At 36.5% G+C, this 14,966-nt stretch carries 17 protein-coding genes; all 17 read left to right on the plus strand.

Going from position 1 to position 14,966, the window contains the following annotated elements:
• Positions 1 to 130 precede the first annotated feature (130 nt).
• Entirely contained in the window at positions 131 to 913 is a 783-nt protein-coding gene (locus tag N7603_RS01665; RefSeq protein WP_262095584.1) for an MBL fold metallo-hydrolase, read from the plus strand.
• Entirely contained in the window at positions 910 to 1,356 is a 447-nt protein-coding gene (gene rlmH / locus N7603_RS01670; RefSeq protein ID WP_262095585.1) for a 23S rRNA (pseudouridine(1915)-N(3))-methyltransferase RlmH, read from the plus strand. The genes N7603_RS01665 and rlmH overlap by 4 nt, the downstream gene beginning before the upstream one ends.
• Positions 1,357 to 1,473: 117 nt before the next feature.
• A complete protein-coding gene (locus tag N7603_RS01675) occupies positions 1,474 to 2,115 on the plus strand; it encodes an HAD family hydrolase (protein ID WP_262095586.1) in 642 nt (213 codons plus the stop codon).
• Entirely contained in the window at positions 2,115 to 2,579 is a 465-nt protein-coding gene (gene mscL, locus N7603_RS01680) for a large conductance mechanosensitive channel protein MscL (protein ID WP_262095587.1), read from the plus strand. The genes N7603_RS01675 and mscL overlap by 1 nt, the downstream gene beginning before the upstream one ends.
• Before the next feature lie 26 nt (positions 2,580 to 2,605).
• Positions 2,606 to 3,499 (plus strand): hypothetical protein, encoded by an 894-nt coding sequence (locus N7603_RS01685; protein ID WP_262095588.1) that lies wholly within the window; start codon positions 2,606 to 2,608, stop codon positions 3,497 to 3,499.
• A 220-nt stretch (positions 3,500 to 3,719) separates the two neighbouring features.
• Positions 3,720 to 4,739: a 3-deoxy-7-phosphoheptulonate synthase gene (aroF, locus tag N7603_RS01690; RefSeq protein WP_262095589.1), complete on the plus strand. Its 1,020-nt coding sequence runs from the start codon at positions 3,720 to 3,722 to the stop codon at positions 4,737 to 4,739.
• Entirely contained in the window at positions 4,739 to 5,557 is an 819-nt protein-coding gene (locus tag N7603_RS01695) for a prephenate dehydrogenase (RefSeq protein WP_262095590.1), read from the plus strand. The genes aroF and N7603_RS01695 overlap by 1 nt, the downstream gene beginning before the upstream one ends.
• Complete coding sequence (aroB, locus tag N7603_RS01700; RefSeq protein ID WP_262095591.1) at positions 5,557 to 6,600, plus strand: 3-dehydroquinate synthase; 1,044 nt, start codon at positions 5,557 to 5,559, stop codon at positions 6,598 to 6,600. Before N7603_RS01695 ends, aroB begins: the two co-directional genes overlap by 1 nt.
• The gene (aroA, locus tag N7603_RS01705; RefSeq protein WP_262095592.1) at positions 6,569 to 7,831 is read left to right on the plus strand and encodes a 3-phosphoshikimate 1-carboxyvinyltransferase; all 1,263 of its coding nucleotides are present in this window, start codon (positions 6,569 to 6,571) and stop codon (positions 7,829 to 7,831) included. Before aroB ends, aroA begins: the two co-directional genes overlap by 32 nt.
• The gene (locus N7603_RS01710) at positions 7,824 to 8,093 is read left to right on the plus strand and encodes a chorismate mutase (protein ID WP_262095593.1); all 270 of its coding nucleotides are present in this window, start codon (positions 7,824 to 7,826) and stop codon (positions 8,091 to 8,093) included. Before aroA ends, N7603_RS01710 begins: the two co-directional genes overlap by 8 nt.
• A complete protein-coding gene (locus N7603_RS01715; protein WP_262095594.1) occupies positions 8,086 to 8,877 on the plus strand; it encodes a shikimate dehydrogenase family protein in 792 nt (263 codons plus the stop codon). Before N7603_RS01710 ends, N7603_RS01715 begins: the two co-directional genes overlap by 8 nt.
• A complete protein-coding gene (locus N7603_RS01720) occupies positions 8,874 to 9,860 on the plus strand; it encodes a chorismate synthase (RefSeq protein ID WP_262095595.1) in 987 nt (328 codons plus the stop codon). Before N7603_RS01715 ends, N7603_RS01720 begins: the two co-directional genes overlap by 4 nt.
• A 67-nt stretch (positions 9,861 to 9,927) precedes the next feature.
• Positions 9,928 to 11,874, plus strand: coding sequence for an ATP-dependent DNA helicase RecG (locus N7603_RS01725; protein ID WP_262095596.1), 1,947 nt, complete (start codon positions 9,928 to 9,930; stop codon positions 11,872 to 11,874).
• A gap of 73 nt (positions 11,875 to 11,947) precedes the next feature.
• Positions 11,948 to 12,967: a phosphate acyltransferase PlsX gene (gene plsX, locus N7603_RS01730; RefSeq protein WP_262095597.1), complete on the plus strand. Its 1,020-nt coding sequence runs from the start codon at positions 11,948 to 11,950 to the stop codon at positions 12,965 to 12,967.
• Positions 12,954 to 13,619 (plus strand): ribonuclease III, encoded by a 666-nt coding sequence (rnc, locus tag N7603_RS01735; RefSeq protein ID WP_262095598.1) that lies wholly within the window; start codon positions 12,954 to 12,956, stop codon positions 13,617 to 13,619. The genes plsX and rnc overlap by 14 nt, the downstream gene beginning before the upstream one ends.
• 3 nt (positions 13,620 to 13,622) lie before the next feature.
• Positions 13,623 to 14,243: a DnaD domain protein gene (locus tag N7603_RS01740; protein WP_262095599.1), complete on the plus strand. Its 621-nt coding sequence runs from the start codon at positions 13,623 to 13,625 to the stop codon at positions 14,241 to 14,243.
• Positions 14,240 to 14,866: an endonuclease III gene (gene nth / locus N7603_RS01745; RefSeq protein ID WP_262095600.1), complete on the plus strand. Its 627-nt coding sequence runs from the start codon at positions 14,240 to 14,242 to the stop codon at positions 14,864 to 14,866. The genes N7603_RS01740 and nth overlap by 4 nt, the downstream gene beginning before the upstream one ends.
• Positions 14,867 to 14,966 lie beyond the last annotated feature (100 nt).

A 14,966-nucleotide genomic window follows, 5' to 3' on the forward strand; every position in this document is an offset into this window, starting at 1 on the left:
TATTAATATAACACACATGTAAGGGCTTTGCAATCGTTTTTATGTGTTTTCACAATCTCACACAAAAGCTTTAATATGAAATATTAGGCGTTTGGTTTAGGCTTCATGTTATAATAGTTTTGGTGATATTTTGAAACTTTATTCTATCGCGAGTGGATCCAGTGGGAATGCCACTTATATTGAGCATGAAAATTTAAGGATTTTAGTAGACGCGGGCATTAGTTTTAAGAAGTTAAGCAATGCTTTTTTAAGCGAAAATATAAATATTTTACATTTAACGCATGTACTAATAACCCATGAACATGTGGACCACATTCGAGGTATGGAAACTTTATATAGTAATATAAGAGTACCGCTGTATACCTCGTACGGAACAGCCAAATCAATGAAATATTTGGACAATGACAAATTTGTCGACAGTGTTCGGATCATTGAAGCTTTCTCACCTTTTAAACTAGGATCGATGACCATTACCCCAATTCCGTTATCTCACGATGCTGCAGAACCGCTCGGTTTTATATTCGAAACAAGTAACATAAAACTAGGCTATGTAACGGATACAGGTTATATTCGAGAAACTTTAATTGAACCACTAAGTAACTGCGATTTCTATTATTTTGAGGCGAATCATGATCCAATCATGCTAAAAAACTCAAATAGACCTTATCCAACCATTCACCGTATTCTTACAGAACGTGGACATTTATCCAATGAGGACTCTGCTTATTATTTATCTAAGATGATGGGGCCTAGAACTAAAGGTATCATAATGGCTCATATATCGGATGAGTGTAATTCGTTAGATAAGATTAAAACCACTTACGAAACGGTGTTAAAAGCGAATCAAAAATCTCTAGATTCATTAAAAGTGTATTACGCTTCACAAACACCTCTTGAGGTTATTGAACTATGAAAATAACACTCGTTTGCGTTGGTAAGATGAAACAAACCTATTTAAAAGAAGCGATGAATGACTATATTAAGCAGATGCCATATCCCTTTGAGATTGTAGAAGTTCAAGATGAGAAAGAGATCACAGGGATGGGGATTGAAGAAAAACGGATATTGAGTAAAATTGGTTCTCAAGATTTTGTTATCGGTCTCGCAATCAAAGGTGAAATGATCTCATCAGAACAGTTCGCACTGAAATTGGATCACTGGATGACTTATGAAAAGAAAGACCTTACGTTTATTATTGGGGGGTCCTACGGGTTTACTCAAGCAATCTATGATCGTTGTAATTATTTGTTATCGTTTTCGAAAATGACATTTCCACATCAATTGATGAGAGTCATTTTAGTAGAACAAATCTATCGTGGATTTCAAATTTTAAAGGGTCATCCTTATCACAAATAAGAAATAAACAATCTTCTCTTTAGAGAAGGTTTTATTTATAAGTGATAATATAACAAAAAAAGAATACTTAAATATAAATATGCATATTAATATACTGTAAAAATAGAGGTAATAAATGTGATAAAATACCTAATTTGGGATTTCAACGGAACTATTTTGGATGATCTGGTTTTATGCTTAGATTTACTAAATGATATGCTTGAACAACAAAACAAACCTAGAATTGATATACCTGCCTATAAGAATATATTTGGTTTTCCAATCAAAGATTACTATATTGAAGCAGGTTTATCCTTCGATACTGTCAGTTTTGATGTACTCAGTCAATATTTCATCCAAAAGTATCAACCATCTAGTTTTCAATGTCGAATTCATGAAGGTGTTATCGATGTTCTAAAGATGACACGGAATATGGGCGTTAAAAACATTATTTTGTCTGCCTCTGAAACGAACAATCTATTGGAACAAGTTAAAGTGTTAGGTATCGAAACATACTTTGAACATATTGTTGGAACAGATAATATCAAAGGACAAGGTAAAGTAGCACGCGGTATACAATTGATGAATGATACGGGTATTGATCCCAAACAATGCTTGTACATCGGGGATACCATACACGACGCAGAAGTCGCAGAAGCACTTGGTATTAAAGTCATCTTGTATTCTGGTGGACATCAATCGAAAGAGCGTTTAAAATCTACAAATGCCATTATAATTGACCATTTAAGTGATATAATGGGCTATATAGAGGTGATATAATGAAATTCGTTAAAGGATTTAAAGCATTTATTAGTAAAGGGAATGTATTAGACCTTGCTGTTGGGGTTATCATGGCTACCGCTTTCGGAAAAATTGTTACTTCCATGATTAATGACATTCTATTCCCAATTATCGCAGCCCTATTGGGTGAAGCAGATTTTAAAGATTTAGTATGGGAAATTCGTCAAATAGGTGTGGACGTTAATAACGTACCTATTTACGCCACCATGAAGTATGGAAACTTCATTCAAGTCATTTTTGAATTCTTGATTATTGCATTATTCGTTTATATAGTCATCATTCAAATTGTAAAAGGACAAGTTCGTAAAGAACGTTTAGCTGAAGCAGAACGTCTTCAAAAAGAAGCGGAAGCAAAAGCAAACCCAGCACCAGTTGTTAAACCTGAAGACATTCAACTTTTAGAAGAAATTAGAGATCTATTAAAGAAAAATAGCACGAAATAAGTGCTTTTTTCGTAAGGAGTTAAATTATGAACCTAGAAAGCTTTAAAAATAAGGTATACAGTCAAGGCCGCGACTTAGAGGTTGCGATATTTAATTATTTATTCGAATCCGATGAACGAGAAATGGTTAGCTATGCACTTTCTATATTTCAAAATAAGGATGGTGGTTTTGGTCATGGTTTAGAACCGGATTCCATCAATCCCAATTCATCTCCGTTCCAAACCTCAGTAGCACTCGAAACATTATGTGATGTGGGGTACCGTTATGAAAACATCGATCCTTATACAAAAGAACTCGTTACACGCGCATTTAAATATTTAGACCTAACCCTCGTGAACGACCGTTGGCCATCCACGATTCCAAGTAATAATGATTATCCTTGCGCCGTATGGTGGATGCACGATCCACAAAAACCGGTTGGTATTAACCCAACCGCAAGCATTCTCGCATCGATGTTACATTTATCTTCAAAGCGTTCTTCAACATACAAGAAGGCATACAACATGGCTTTAGAGGTTGTCAATCAATTCTTAGTCGAAACCACTTTAGAAAAACATGATCTAATCGTTTTAACAAGACTTTATCACGCATTGAAAGATACAACTGTAGAGCCTGTCTTATTTCAATCGTTTAAAGAAAAGCTATTTGATAGTATTCAACAGGCAATTGACCCTGTTGAGAAGTGGGAAGGGTATGCAACGATGCCTTTCGACTTCCCTTTAGATGAAGATAACTATGGGATACCTCAAAATGTATTAGATGCCGGTGTAGAATATTTACATAAAACGCTTAAGCACAACTATTGGGAACCATCCTGGGTGTGGTACAAGGACGAGGACACTTTTGAAATTCAATCGATCAAGTGGCATGCTATTTTGATTAACCATTATGTGTCCTACATCACACATATTCAAAAATAGATTGTATTTGAATGATTTCTATGATAATATAATTGCAAAAAGAAGGCATGATTTAAATGTTAAAGACTCAAATTAGATTTTCCTATTATTACTATTATATTTAAAGGAATGCAAACACATTCCTTTTTATTGGTGAACATAATAGGAAATGTGCTAATTGATGAACTTCTTATCCTTAGGACATTCCTAAGGATTTTTTATTTTTAAAGGAGAGAATACCATGATTGTACAAATGAAACCCCAAGCATCAAAAGAACAATTCAAACGCATTACAGATTTTTTAGTCGCCAAAGGTTTTGGGATTAAAGACGCTTCGTCTGAAACCAACATCGTCTTTGGTATCATTGGTGACACAAAGAGTTTAAACCCAACAGACCTAGAAGCATTTGAAGGTGTCTTCCAAGTTACTCGTGTATCGACACCTTATAAACTTGCGAGCCGTTCCTTCAAGAAAGAAGATACAGTCATTAAGGTTAGAGAAAATATCTTCATCGGTGGAAATCAATTTGTCGTCATGGCTGGACCATGCTCGATTGAGTCTTTTGAAAATACAGAGGAGATTGCAAGAGCTGTTAAAGCATCGGGTGCTAGTATCTTACGTGGGGGTGCATTTAAACCAAGAACCAGTCCATACGCATTCCAAGGTATGGGATTAGAGGGTTTAAAGATTATGCGTGAAGATGCAGACAAGTACGACTTAGCAGTTGTGTCTGAAATTATGAGTGAAGATATGATTGAAGCATTTGAACCCTATGTCGATATTTATCAACTCGGTGCGCGTAACATGCAAAACTTCCACTTATTAAAACAATTAGGCGCACGAACCAAAAAACCAATCTTATTAAAAAGAGGTCTTTCTTCTACCATTGAAGAATGGTTGATGAGCGCTGAGTACATTATGGCATCTGGAAATGAAAATGTCATCCTATGTGAAAGAGGTATTCGTACCTTTGAAAAATACACACGTAATACATTAGACATCAGTGCAGTCCTAGCTGTAAAGGAATTATCACATCTCCCAGTGATTATTGACCCTTCTCATGCAGCCGGTAAATATTCGATGATAGAAAAATTATCAATGGCTAGTTACGCAGTCGGTGCAGACGGTTTAATTGTTGAAGTACACCCTGATCCTGAACATGCCCTAAGTGATGGTGCACAATCCTTGAAACTTGAGAAATTTGATCACATGATGCAAGAATTGACTAAGCTATCCAAAGTGCTTGATAAAAAAATATAATGAAAGTCTTTGTTGCGGGATTGGGCCTCATTGGGGGAAGTTACGCTGAAGGCTTAACAAAAAAAGGTTATGAAGTGTACGGTTATAACCGAACCAAACAATCAGAAACAATTGCACTTGATCGAGGCTACATCCAAAAGGCAGGATTAGAATATCTTACCTTATCGGATGTGGTTATTTTGGGTTTTTATCCTCAACTGAATGTGGAATTTGTTAAAACCCATTTAAACCTGTTTAGACCCGGACAAATCGTTACCGATGTGGCTGGTACTAAAGTCGAGATGATTCCTCAAATTGAATCAATACTTCCAGAAGGTGTTATCTATGTGTCCCATCACCCAATGGCAGGACGAGAAACCAGTGGGATTGAACATGCTAATTACCATATGTTCAAAGGCGCCAATTACTTAATTACACCTTCAAGAAGGTCAACACCAGAGGCAATTGAAATCATTCGTCAAATAGGTAAGGATTTATCGTTTAAGAAGATAACAATCATTGAACCCATTCGTCATGACGAGTTGATTGGTTTCACATCCCAGTTGCCTCACGCTATGGCTGTAGCCTTAGTGAATAGTGATCGATATGAAGAAACCTCAAGTTTTACTGGTGACTCATTTCGAGACCTTACTCGCATCGCGATGATCAACGAAGTTTTATGGACAGAACTATTTTTCGAAAACAAATCCATTCTGATTGATGAAATCCAACAATTCGAACTTGAACTTGATAAGATTAAGAAAGCCCTTAATGAAAATGATAAGGATGCTTTAGCAAAACTCTTCATCCAATCTACTAAAAAAAGGAGTACATTCTAATGCGTATAGAAATGTCATTGAAAGATCATAGTTACGATATACTATTAGACCATGGTGCGATTTTACAGTTATCCGTAGAAATTCAAAAGTGGTATAAAGGAAAACGTATCTTTGTTTTAACTGATAAAAATGTGTATGGGAAACATGGTGGTTCACTCGAAAATGTTCTCTCGGATTTTATAGTAGAATTTGTGGTTATTGAAGCAGGAGAATCCTCGAAGTCGATGTCTGTCTACGAGTATGTATTAGAAACCTTACTCGACAAACAAATGAAACGTGGGGACCTTCTCATTACTTTTGGTGGTGGTGTGGTAGGTGATTTAGGTGGATTTGTAGCTGCAACACTCTATAGAGGGGTACCTTATATCCAAATTCCAACTACATTATTATCACAAGTAGACTCCTCTATAGGCGGGAAAACCGCTATAAATAGCCATAAAGCTAAAAATATGATTGGTTCCTTTTATCAACCAAAATTGGTAATCATAGACCCTAACTATTTAAAGACATTATCTGATTTTGAATATAAAAATGGTATGGCTGAGGTCATTAAATCTGCTTGTATAGGTGATACCATCCTGTTTGATAAACTGCTCAATGGGGAAATAAAAACGCTTGAAATGATTGAAAGAACACTGTTGGTCAAAAAGAAAGTCGTAGAGATGGATGAGTTTGATCTAAAAGAACGTATGTATCTCAATTTTGGCCATACCTTTGGGCATGCACTAGAAAAGCAAAGCGATTTTGAGATTGCCCATGGATTCGCGGTTGCAGAAGGTATGTTAATTGCCTTAGAGATTGGTGAAAAAATAGGAATAACGCCAAAATCAATTCGGAAGTCACTAAAACTGATACTAGATAAATACGATTTAGGGTTATATAATGCAAAACCTATTCCTTTAATTGAAGATGTATTTTATGACAAGAAGAATATCCAAGGAGAATTAAATATGATTTTCCTTAAGTCTATTGGGAATTCGGTTATCACTCCTGTTACGAAGGAGGTATTGTATGAATGTTATAATTCACAAACCCTTAAGTGAGGGTGAATTGGAAGTAGTACCAAGTAAATCCATTACACATAGAGCCTTGATCGCAGCCGCATTAGCGACCGGACGTAGTATCATCAAACGTCCATTAGAATCTGAAGACACAGAAGCTACAATCCAAATGCTAAGAGCACTTGGAGTTTCAATTACTAAGACAGAAGAAGGATTAGTTGTTGAGTCGAACGGGATTCAAAAACCAAGTGAAGTATTGTTTGCAAATGAATCAGGTTCAAGTTTAAGATTCTTAGTACCAGTTGCACTTTTGGCGGAGTCTGAAGTGACCTTTGATGGTAAACCCGGGCTCAGAAAAAGACCCATTTCTGAGTATTTAAGGGTATTTGACCAAATGGGCATTGAATATCAGCAATTTGGTGAAAATTTGCCCCTCAAAATAAAGGGAAAAATGGTACCTGGTGAGTATCGAATTTCAGGTCACATTTCTAGTCAATTTGTCACTGGTCTATTATATGCTCTTCCACTACTAAATGGTGATTCAAAACTACTTTTAGATACCCCTCTTGAATCAAAGGATTATGTCGATATGACGATATCAATCCAAAATCAATTCGGAGTCAAAATCATCCCAATAGATCAAGGCTATTTTATACCTGGAAATCAAAAATACGTAAAAAATACATATGAAGTTTCAGGTGACTTTTCACAAGCAGCGTTCCACATTATTGCAGGCATTTTAGGGGCAAATTTGAGACTTACCAAATTGGAAGAAAACACCCATCAAGCAGATGAAAAAGTACTAGATTTCGTAAGAAAAATGGGTGGAAATATAAAATTTGAAAATGGCGTGATAGAGCCAAAATCAAGCAAAACATATGGTTCTACAATTGACCTTTCGCAATCCCCCGATATAGGTCCAATAATGGCCGTGTTATGCGCTTTATCAGATGGTACATCTTATATAATTAACGCTTCTCGCCTCAGAATTAAGGAATCTGACCGTATTACAGCCATCACAACAGAACTAAAAAAACTGGGGGCAAAGATTAGTGAGACTAAGGATGGTATGATTATCGAAGGTGTTAAAAAATTCAAATCTAACATGAACTTATATTCATGGAATGACCATCGTATCGTGATGGCTTTAGCTATCGCAGCGATAAGAACAGATGGACCGATCCGCATCACAGGTGCTGAGGCAATCAATAAGTCTTACCCTACATTCTTTGAAGATTATGTTAAACTAAAAGGGGTGATATCTTATGAATAAACTAGAACAAGCTCGAATCATTATTGATGATGTCGATCAACAAATTGCTGAACTTTTTAAAAAACGTATGCATGCAGTTATGGATGTTCTATCTCATAAGATTGAAAACCATTTGCCGGTTTTAGATTCAATACGTGAGGCTCAAATGATTGAAAAAAACCTTTCTCGTTTTAATGATGATTCCTTGAAGGCGTATTATGAATCGTTTTTAAAATCTATACTAGACATTTCCAAAGCGTACCAGGAGGACCATTATGAATAAGTTTGGACTGATTGGTCGTAATATAGAGTATTCATTATCAAAGAAAATCCATGAGGGGATTGCTAAGATGAATGGGTACAGATTGTCCTATGACATCTTTGATTGTGAAACTGAACTTGATGTGGTTGGTAAAATCAATCAGTTGAGACAAGGATCAATTAAAGGTCTTAATGTCACAATACCATATAAAGAAGCAGTGATTCATTATTGTGATCGCTTAACCGATGTAGCAAAAGAAATTGGTGCAGTTAACACTCTTTATATGATTGAAAATGAATTAGTGGGGGATAATACCGACTATTATGGTTTTCTAAAACTTTTGTCGTTATACCATGTACAGGTAAAAGGAAAAGTGGTTTATGTACTTGGGTCTGGAGGAGCAGCAAAATCAGTGAACTACGCACTTAAATCTTTGGGCGCTAAATCTGTAATTGTTTCTCGTGATAAAGAACGTGTTCGTGATCAATTTCAACTTGTAGCGAATTACGACGTACTAGACCTAATACCTAAAATCGATATACTCGTGAACACGACACCAATTGGAACGACACCTCGGGTCGAACAAATGCCTGTTACAATGGCGGTTGCTCACAAAACGGTTATCGCGATTGATTTGATTTATAACCCTAAAGAGACCCAACTCATGAAAACCGCAAGTTTTGGTATAGGCGGGTCAACCATGTTAGTTGGTCAAGCGATGAAAGCACAATCGATTTGGTTTGATCGTAACATCGATGAATCTAAAGAAGCGTTTGACACCCTAGTTGAGGAGATGACAAAATGAATCATTTCGGCACATTATTTTCAGTAAATATATACGGAGAATCTCATGGTAAAGCGGTCGGTGTCGTCGTCGATGGTATGAAACCCGGTATTTCATTTAACGAGTCTTTACTTCTAAATGATCTTTCAAGACGTAAAGCAGGTGCGGTAGGTACGACCAAACGCATTGAAGCGGATGAACCACAAATACTCTCTGGTGTATATCGGGGGTATACCACAGGAGCACCTATCCACATTTTGTTTGAGAATACCAATACGAAGAGTGAAGATTATCAAAATCTCTTGAAACAACCTAGACCTGGGCATGCAGATTTTACCAGTTATGTGAAATATAAAGGTTTCGCAGACCAACGTGGCGGCGGACATTTTTCTGGACGCCTAACAACTGGAATCGTTGCTGCAGGTGCTTTTGCTAAGATGCTTATACCTGCGAAGTTTGAATCGAAACTCGTTCAAGTCGGTGACCTCACCGATATGAATGGTCTGGATGAGTATTTGAAATCTATCTCAGAAGGTTTGGATTCAGTTGGTGGCATTGTCGAAGTAAAAGTCTCAGGACTAGAAATTGGTATTGGCGAACCTTTCTTTGACTCAGTTGAATCGAAGATAGCCCATATGGTTTTTTCAGTCCCAGCAATTAAAGGTATTGAATTTGGAATTGGTTTTAAAGGGATTCAATTAAAAGGATCTGAATTTAATGACCAAATCATCGATGAGAGTGGTAAAACCAAGACCAATCATAATGGTGGTTTAAATGGTGGTATTACTAATGGTAATGACTTAGTTGTTAGAGTATTTGTCAAACCAGCTTCAAGTATTTTCCTAAAGCAGGATACGTTCGACTTCGAGTCTAAATCCGTTAAACCTCTTCAAATTGTAGGTAGACATGATGCTTGTATCGCGAGACGTGCAGTGGTTGTTATTGAAAATGCGATTGCGATTGCACTCGCAGATTTATATTTACAAAAAAAATCAAGGGAGTAATCCCTTTTTTGTTGCCCTAAGTGTGGTATCATTAAGTATATAAATGACTTTATAAAGGGTTCTAATTATGACAAGAATTATTGATCTCAAAGGTGTCGGTAAGGCACTCGAAATACAATTTCATTCTCATGGTATTTATACCGCTTATGACTTAATGATGCGGTTTCCAGTTAAATATCAGTCCTTTGAAGAGGATTCTTTATTATTAGCCGTAGACAAAACCGAGATTACAGTAAGAGGATTAGTCATCGACATACCCAAAATTGTGAATCACCGTGGGAACTTAAAGTCATTGCATTTTAATATGTTAGTGGATAATGAAAAAGTCAAAGTGGTTGCTTTTAGACGTGAATATTTAAAAGACGCTTTAACTGAAGAACTATCTATTACAGTTAAGGGAAAGTTTGATAAAAAGAAAAAACTCATCACTGCGAGTGCGATATTGTTAAAACCGCTTGAGAGTTCTTTTAAACCTGTGTACAATTTAGATCCAATTTATGATTCAGTAATCACTAAACTCGTAAAACAAATCGTAGATCAAAAACTAATCACCATCTATGAAACATTACCATCTAAGTTGATCATGGAAGAAGGTTTAATTTCTAGACAAGAGATGATACACAAAATCCATCTACCTGAATCAGACAAAGACATTAAAGATGCATACTTTAGATTGAAGTATGAAGAGGCTCTATTATTCCAATATAAAATGATGTCTCAAAAACTATTGTTAGAAAAAGACACCAAACCAGTTAAGCAATACAATCTAGAACAAGTCAAATCCTTTATCGATACCATCCCTTATGAATTGACACAAGATCAAAAAGACGCAGTGAATGATATTTTTAGAGACTTCAAGAAACCCTATCCAACTAAACGCCTCATCCAAGGCGATGTTGGTTCAGGAAAAACAATTGTCGTTGCGATTGGTATTATGGGTGCTAAAACAGCGGGATACCAAAGTGCATTGATGGCTCCAACAGAAATTCTTGCAGAACAACATTACAACACTTTTAAAACCTTATTCAAAGATTTAAATGTAGCACTCTTAACTGGGGCTACTAAAAATAAAGCATTTCTGAAATCACAAATCCTCAGGGGTGAAATTGACTTAGTCATAGGTACACATGCCTTAGTCACGGATGATGTAGTATTCCATGATTTGGGTTTTGTTATCATCGATGAACAACACCGATTTGGTGTTGAAACCAGAGAATCCTTAAAGAATAAAGGCATCGCTGATATCGTCTATTTGACTGCGACACCCATTCCAAGAACACTTGCGATTGTGTTATTTGGTGATATGGACGTTTCAATCATCAAACAAAAACCTGTGGGAAGAAAAGAAATCCAAACCCGTTATTTTCAAAAGTCTCAACAACATGCTGTTTTTGAACATGTGAAAAAAGAACTCGATTTGGGACATCAAGCCTTCTTCGTTGCACCATCGATTGATGCAGAAGATCGTGGAGAAACTGTCATTGGATTATATGAACGTGTCCAAGCGATATTTTCAAACTACGCGGTATTTATGTTACATGGCAAAATGTCTTCAAATGAAAAGAACGATGTGATTGAACAGTTTTATAATACTGAAAGTTCTATTTTGGTTTCCACGACTGTGGTTGAAGTTGGTATCGATATGCCGAATGCGACCATCATGGTAATTTTTGATGGTGAGTATTTTGGTCTAAGTCAGCTACATCAACTCCGCGGAAGGGTAGGACGTAGTGAACTTCAAAGTCATTGTTATGTCATCTCAGATGAATCTGATATTGAACGTTTATCATTCTTTGCTAAAACAAACGATGGGTTCTTACTTTCGGAATACGATTTATCGAGACGGGGTCCTGGAGAATTCCTTGGTGTCAGACAAAGCGGACTCATTCGATTTGAATATGCTGACATCGGTACAGACTTTGATTTATTCTTAAAAGCTAAAGAAGCAGCGCTTTGGATCTTAAAAAACGAGAAGACCAATCAAACGTATCGAACCATTCAACACCTTGAATAGTTTGAACCTAAAAACAGACTCTTTTATAAAAAGAGGCTTAATGCTATAATTAGATAAAATGGGAGGTAAACTCATGATTAAAATAGCAATAGATGCCATGGGCGGAGACAATGCCCCGTTAGAAATTGTCAAAGGCTGTGATTTAGCACTTGATGCTTATCCAGACATTGAACTCGTTTTATTTGGTAATGAAACAGAAATTAAATCCTTATTAAAACATACCGACCGTGTGAGCATCGTTCACACGACCGAAGTGATATCGATGGGTGAAAAAGACCCAGTGAAAGCCATCAGAAATCATCGTGATTCCTCGATGGTCAAAGCGTTATATTCGGCTAAAAACGGTGAAACCTCGGCTGTAGTTTCAGCTGGACCAACTCAAGCGTTAATTGTGGGTGCACATCTAGTCATCAAACGAATGGAAAAGATGCACCGCGTTGCGCTTGCTCCAATTATCCCTTCGATTGACCAAAAGGGTCGTATACTTTTGGATGTTGGTGCGAATATTGAATTACGTCCTGAACACATGTTAGAACTTGCCCTTTATGCTACAGTTGTATCTAAAGAATACTTAGGTGTTGAAAAACCGACAGTTGCCCTTATGAATATTGGTACTGAAGAAGGTAAAGGCCGAGAACTCGAAAAAGAAACCTTTAAACTTCTAAAAGAAAATCCACAGATTAACTTCCTTGGGAACATCGAAGGTAAAGAAATATTAACCACAGAAGCGAATATTGTATTAACCGATGGCTATACTGGCAACGTTTTAATGAAAACGATGGAAGGTACCGCTAAAGGAATGGGTAATATGCTCAAAGAAGAAATTAAGTCTAGCCTAATGGGTAAGATTGGTTATTTATTCATGAGAAAGAACCTTAAACGTTTCCAAAAACGTATGGATGCTTCCGAAATCGGTGGTGCGATGATTTTTGGTATTAAAGCACCAGTCATTAAAGCCCATGGTTCAAGTAATGCCTATGCATTTAAGAATGCGATTAGACAAGCTAGACAATTTGTATCCAATCAAGTTGTTGAAAAAGTAGAAGTTGCCTTAAAAGATATCCAAATAGAAGAAAGCAGTGATTCCAATTAGTCCGTTAGAACAAAAACTCGGTATCGAGATTAAAAACAAAGATTTACTCACGCAAGCGCTCACGCACGCGTCCTATGCAAATGAACACAACAGTCCAGATAACGAACGCCTAGAATTTTTAGGTGATGCCGTTATCGGTCTTTTAATGGGCGATTACCTTTACCACAAAGGTATCCCATCAGAAGGCGAAATGTCTAAAAAACGTGCCCAACTGGTTTGTGAAGAAGCTTTAAACCACTATGCAAGAAAAATCAATCTTTCGAAAGAGTTGCATTTAGGTAAAGGTGGCGAACTTTCGAATGGCCGCTTGAATCCATCCATTGTTGCGGATGCTTTCGAAGCGATTTTTGGTGCAGTATTTTTGGATCAAGGATTTCATGAAGCCAAAGCACTGTTTTATCGAATCGTTACACCGTATTTGGATGAAGTTGTCATTAAAGACTACAAATCTACTCTTCAAGAATTGGTTCAAACAGACCGTAGAAATATTTCTTATCATTTAGAAGCTCAAAGTGGACCATCCCATGACCGAGTGTTTACAGTATCCGTACGAATGGATGATATTACACTTGGTATTGGTGTGGGTAGGACTAAGAAAGAAGCTGAACAAAACGCTGCGAGAGAAGCTTTAAATATTCTCGCGAAGGAGTAATCTATGTTTCGTAAGATGATCGAAGAAGGGTATCTCAATATTCACAAACTCATTTTAAAAGAACAAACTAAACTAGGTCTCCAATCGGACGAAGTGGTTCTTTTGTCAGCCCTTGCTACATTAATTGAAAAAAAGAAGAACACGGTTTCGATTACATCGTTATCTAAAACATTGAATCTTTCTGTTTCTAAAACAGGAGAGCTGTTCACCGAAATGATCCAAAAGGGTTACCTTAATACAGAACTCGAATTAAAATCGGATGGTAAGGAAAAAGAAGTATTCAGTCTAGATCCTCTATTTGAAAAAATAAAAGCCATATTTGAAACAGAAATCAATCAACAAAAAGAAATTAAACAGGATAGCGATATTGTTTATGTGATTCAAGCCATTGAGAAAGCATTTGATCGTGCGTTATCTTCATTTGACTTAGAAATGATTAAAGAATGGTTCACAGAAAGTTTCACGAGAGCACAAATCGAAAATGCGATTGCAGTTGCACTTAACCACCATAAGAAGACCGTTTCTTATCTTGACCGTGTTCTTCGAAGCGATGACTTACAACCAACTCAATTAGATGATAAGAAAAAAGCAGCCATCGACAAATTAATGAGGGGTATCAAATGAATATCCCCTTTTTCTTAGAAACGTTGAATCAAATGTTTCCGGATGCGAAAGCTGAACTAAACTACGCTAACCCATTTGAATTATTGATTGCAGTAGTCCTATCCGCACAAACAACCGATAAAGCCGTAAATAAAGTCACTGAACCATTATTTATAAAATACACAAATGCAGAGTCATTAGCAAAAGCGAACTTAAGTGATGTTGAATCAATCATTAAGACCATTGGGCTATATCATAACAAAGCGAAGAATATCATTGCTTTATCACAAATACTCGTTGAGAAATATCAAGGTGAAGTACCAGATAAACGTGATCAACTCGAATCGCTTCCTGGGGTGGGTAGGAAGACTACCAATGTGGTAATCTCAAATGCATTTGGTATTCCAGCACTAGCTGTTGATACCCATGTGGCGCGCATATCTGTTCGCTTAGGGTTAGCAAAAGAAGGCGACACAGTATTACAAATCGAACAAAAGCTCAATCGGAAAATTCCAAAGGAACACTGGTTAAAGGTACATCATCAGATGATTTTTTTTGGAAGATATCATTGTTTAGCAAAAAATCCAAAGTGCGTAACGTGTCCATTATTTGATGCGTGTAAATTTAAAGATAAGAGAAAGTGATTTCGTTTAAGAAATCACTTTTTTTTGTCAAAAAAATATTTCTTAAATCTTTCGAAATATGGTATTATTTATATAAAATACAGGAAGGGAATGAATTTGT

This window comes from Paracholeplasma vituli (genome assembly GCF_025446935.1).
Classification (GTDB): domain Bacteria; phylum Bacillota_I; class Bacilli_A; order Acholeplasmatales; family UBA5453; genus Paracholeplasma; species Paracholeplasma vituli.

Coding starts and splice junctions, on each gene's coding strand:
- rlmH (WP_262095585.1), top strand. CDS start 910: ATGAAAATAACACTCGTTTGCGTTGGTAAGATGAAACAAACCTATTTA.
- mscL (WP_262095587.1), top strand. CDS start 2,115: ATGAAATTCGTTAAAGGATTTAAAGCATTTATTAGTAAAGGGAATGTA.
- N7603_RS01685 (WP_262095588.1), top strand. CDS start 2,606: ATGAACCTAGAAAGCTTTAAAAATAAGGTATACAGTCAAGGCCGCGAC.
- aroF (WP_262095589.1), top strand. CDS start 3,720: ATGATTGTACAAATGAAACCCCAAGCATCAAAAGAACAATTCAAACGC.
- N7603_RS01695 (WP_262095590.1), top strand. CDS start 4,739: ATGAAAGTCTTTGTTGCGGGATTGGGCCTCATTGGGGGAAGTTACGCT.
- aroB (WP_262095591.1), top strand. CDS start 5,557: ATGCGTATAGAAATGTCATTGAAAGATCATAGTTACGATATACTATTA.
- aroA (WP_262095592.1), top strand. CDS start 6,569: ATGAATGTTATAATTCACAAACCCTTAAGTGAGGGTGAATTGGAAGTA.
- N7603_RS01710 (WP_262095593.1), top strand. CDS start 7,824: ATGAATAAACTAGAACAAGCTCGAATCATTATTGATGATGTCGATCAA.
- N7603_RS01715 (WP_262095594.1), top strand. CDS start 8,086: ATGAATAAGTTTGGACTGATTGGTCGTAATATAGAGTATTCATTATCA.
- N7603_RS01720 (WP_262095595.1), top strand. CDS start 8,874: ATGAATCATTTCGGCACATTATTTTCAGTAAATATATACGGAGAATCT.
- N7603_RS01725 (WP_262095596.1), top strand. CDS start 9,928: ATGACAAGAATTATTGATCTCAAAGGTGTCGGTAAGGCACTCGAAATA.
- plsX (WP_262095597.1), top strand. CDS start 11,948: ATGATTAAAATAGCAATAGATGCCATGGGCGGAGACAATGCCCCGTTA.
- N7603_RS01740 (WP_262095599.1), top strand. CDS start 13,623: ATGTTTCGTAAGATGATCGAAGAAGGGTATCTCAATATTCACAAACTC.
- nth (WP_262095600.1), top strand. CDS start 14,240: ATGAATATCCCCTTTTTCTTAGAAACGTTGAATCAAATGTTTCCGGAT.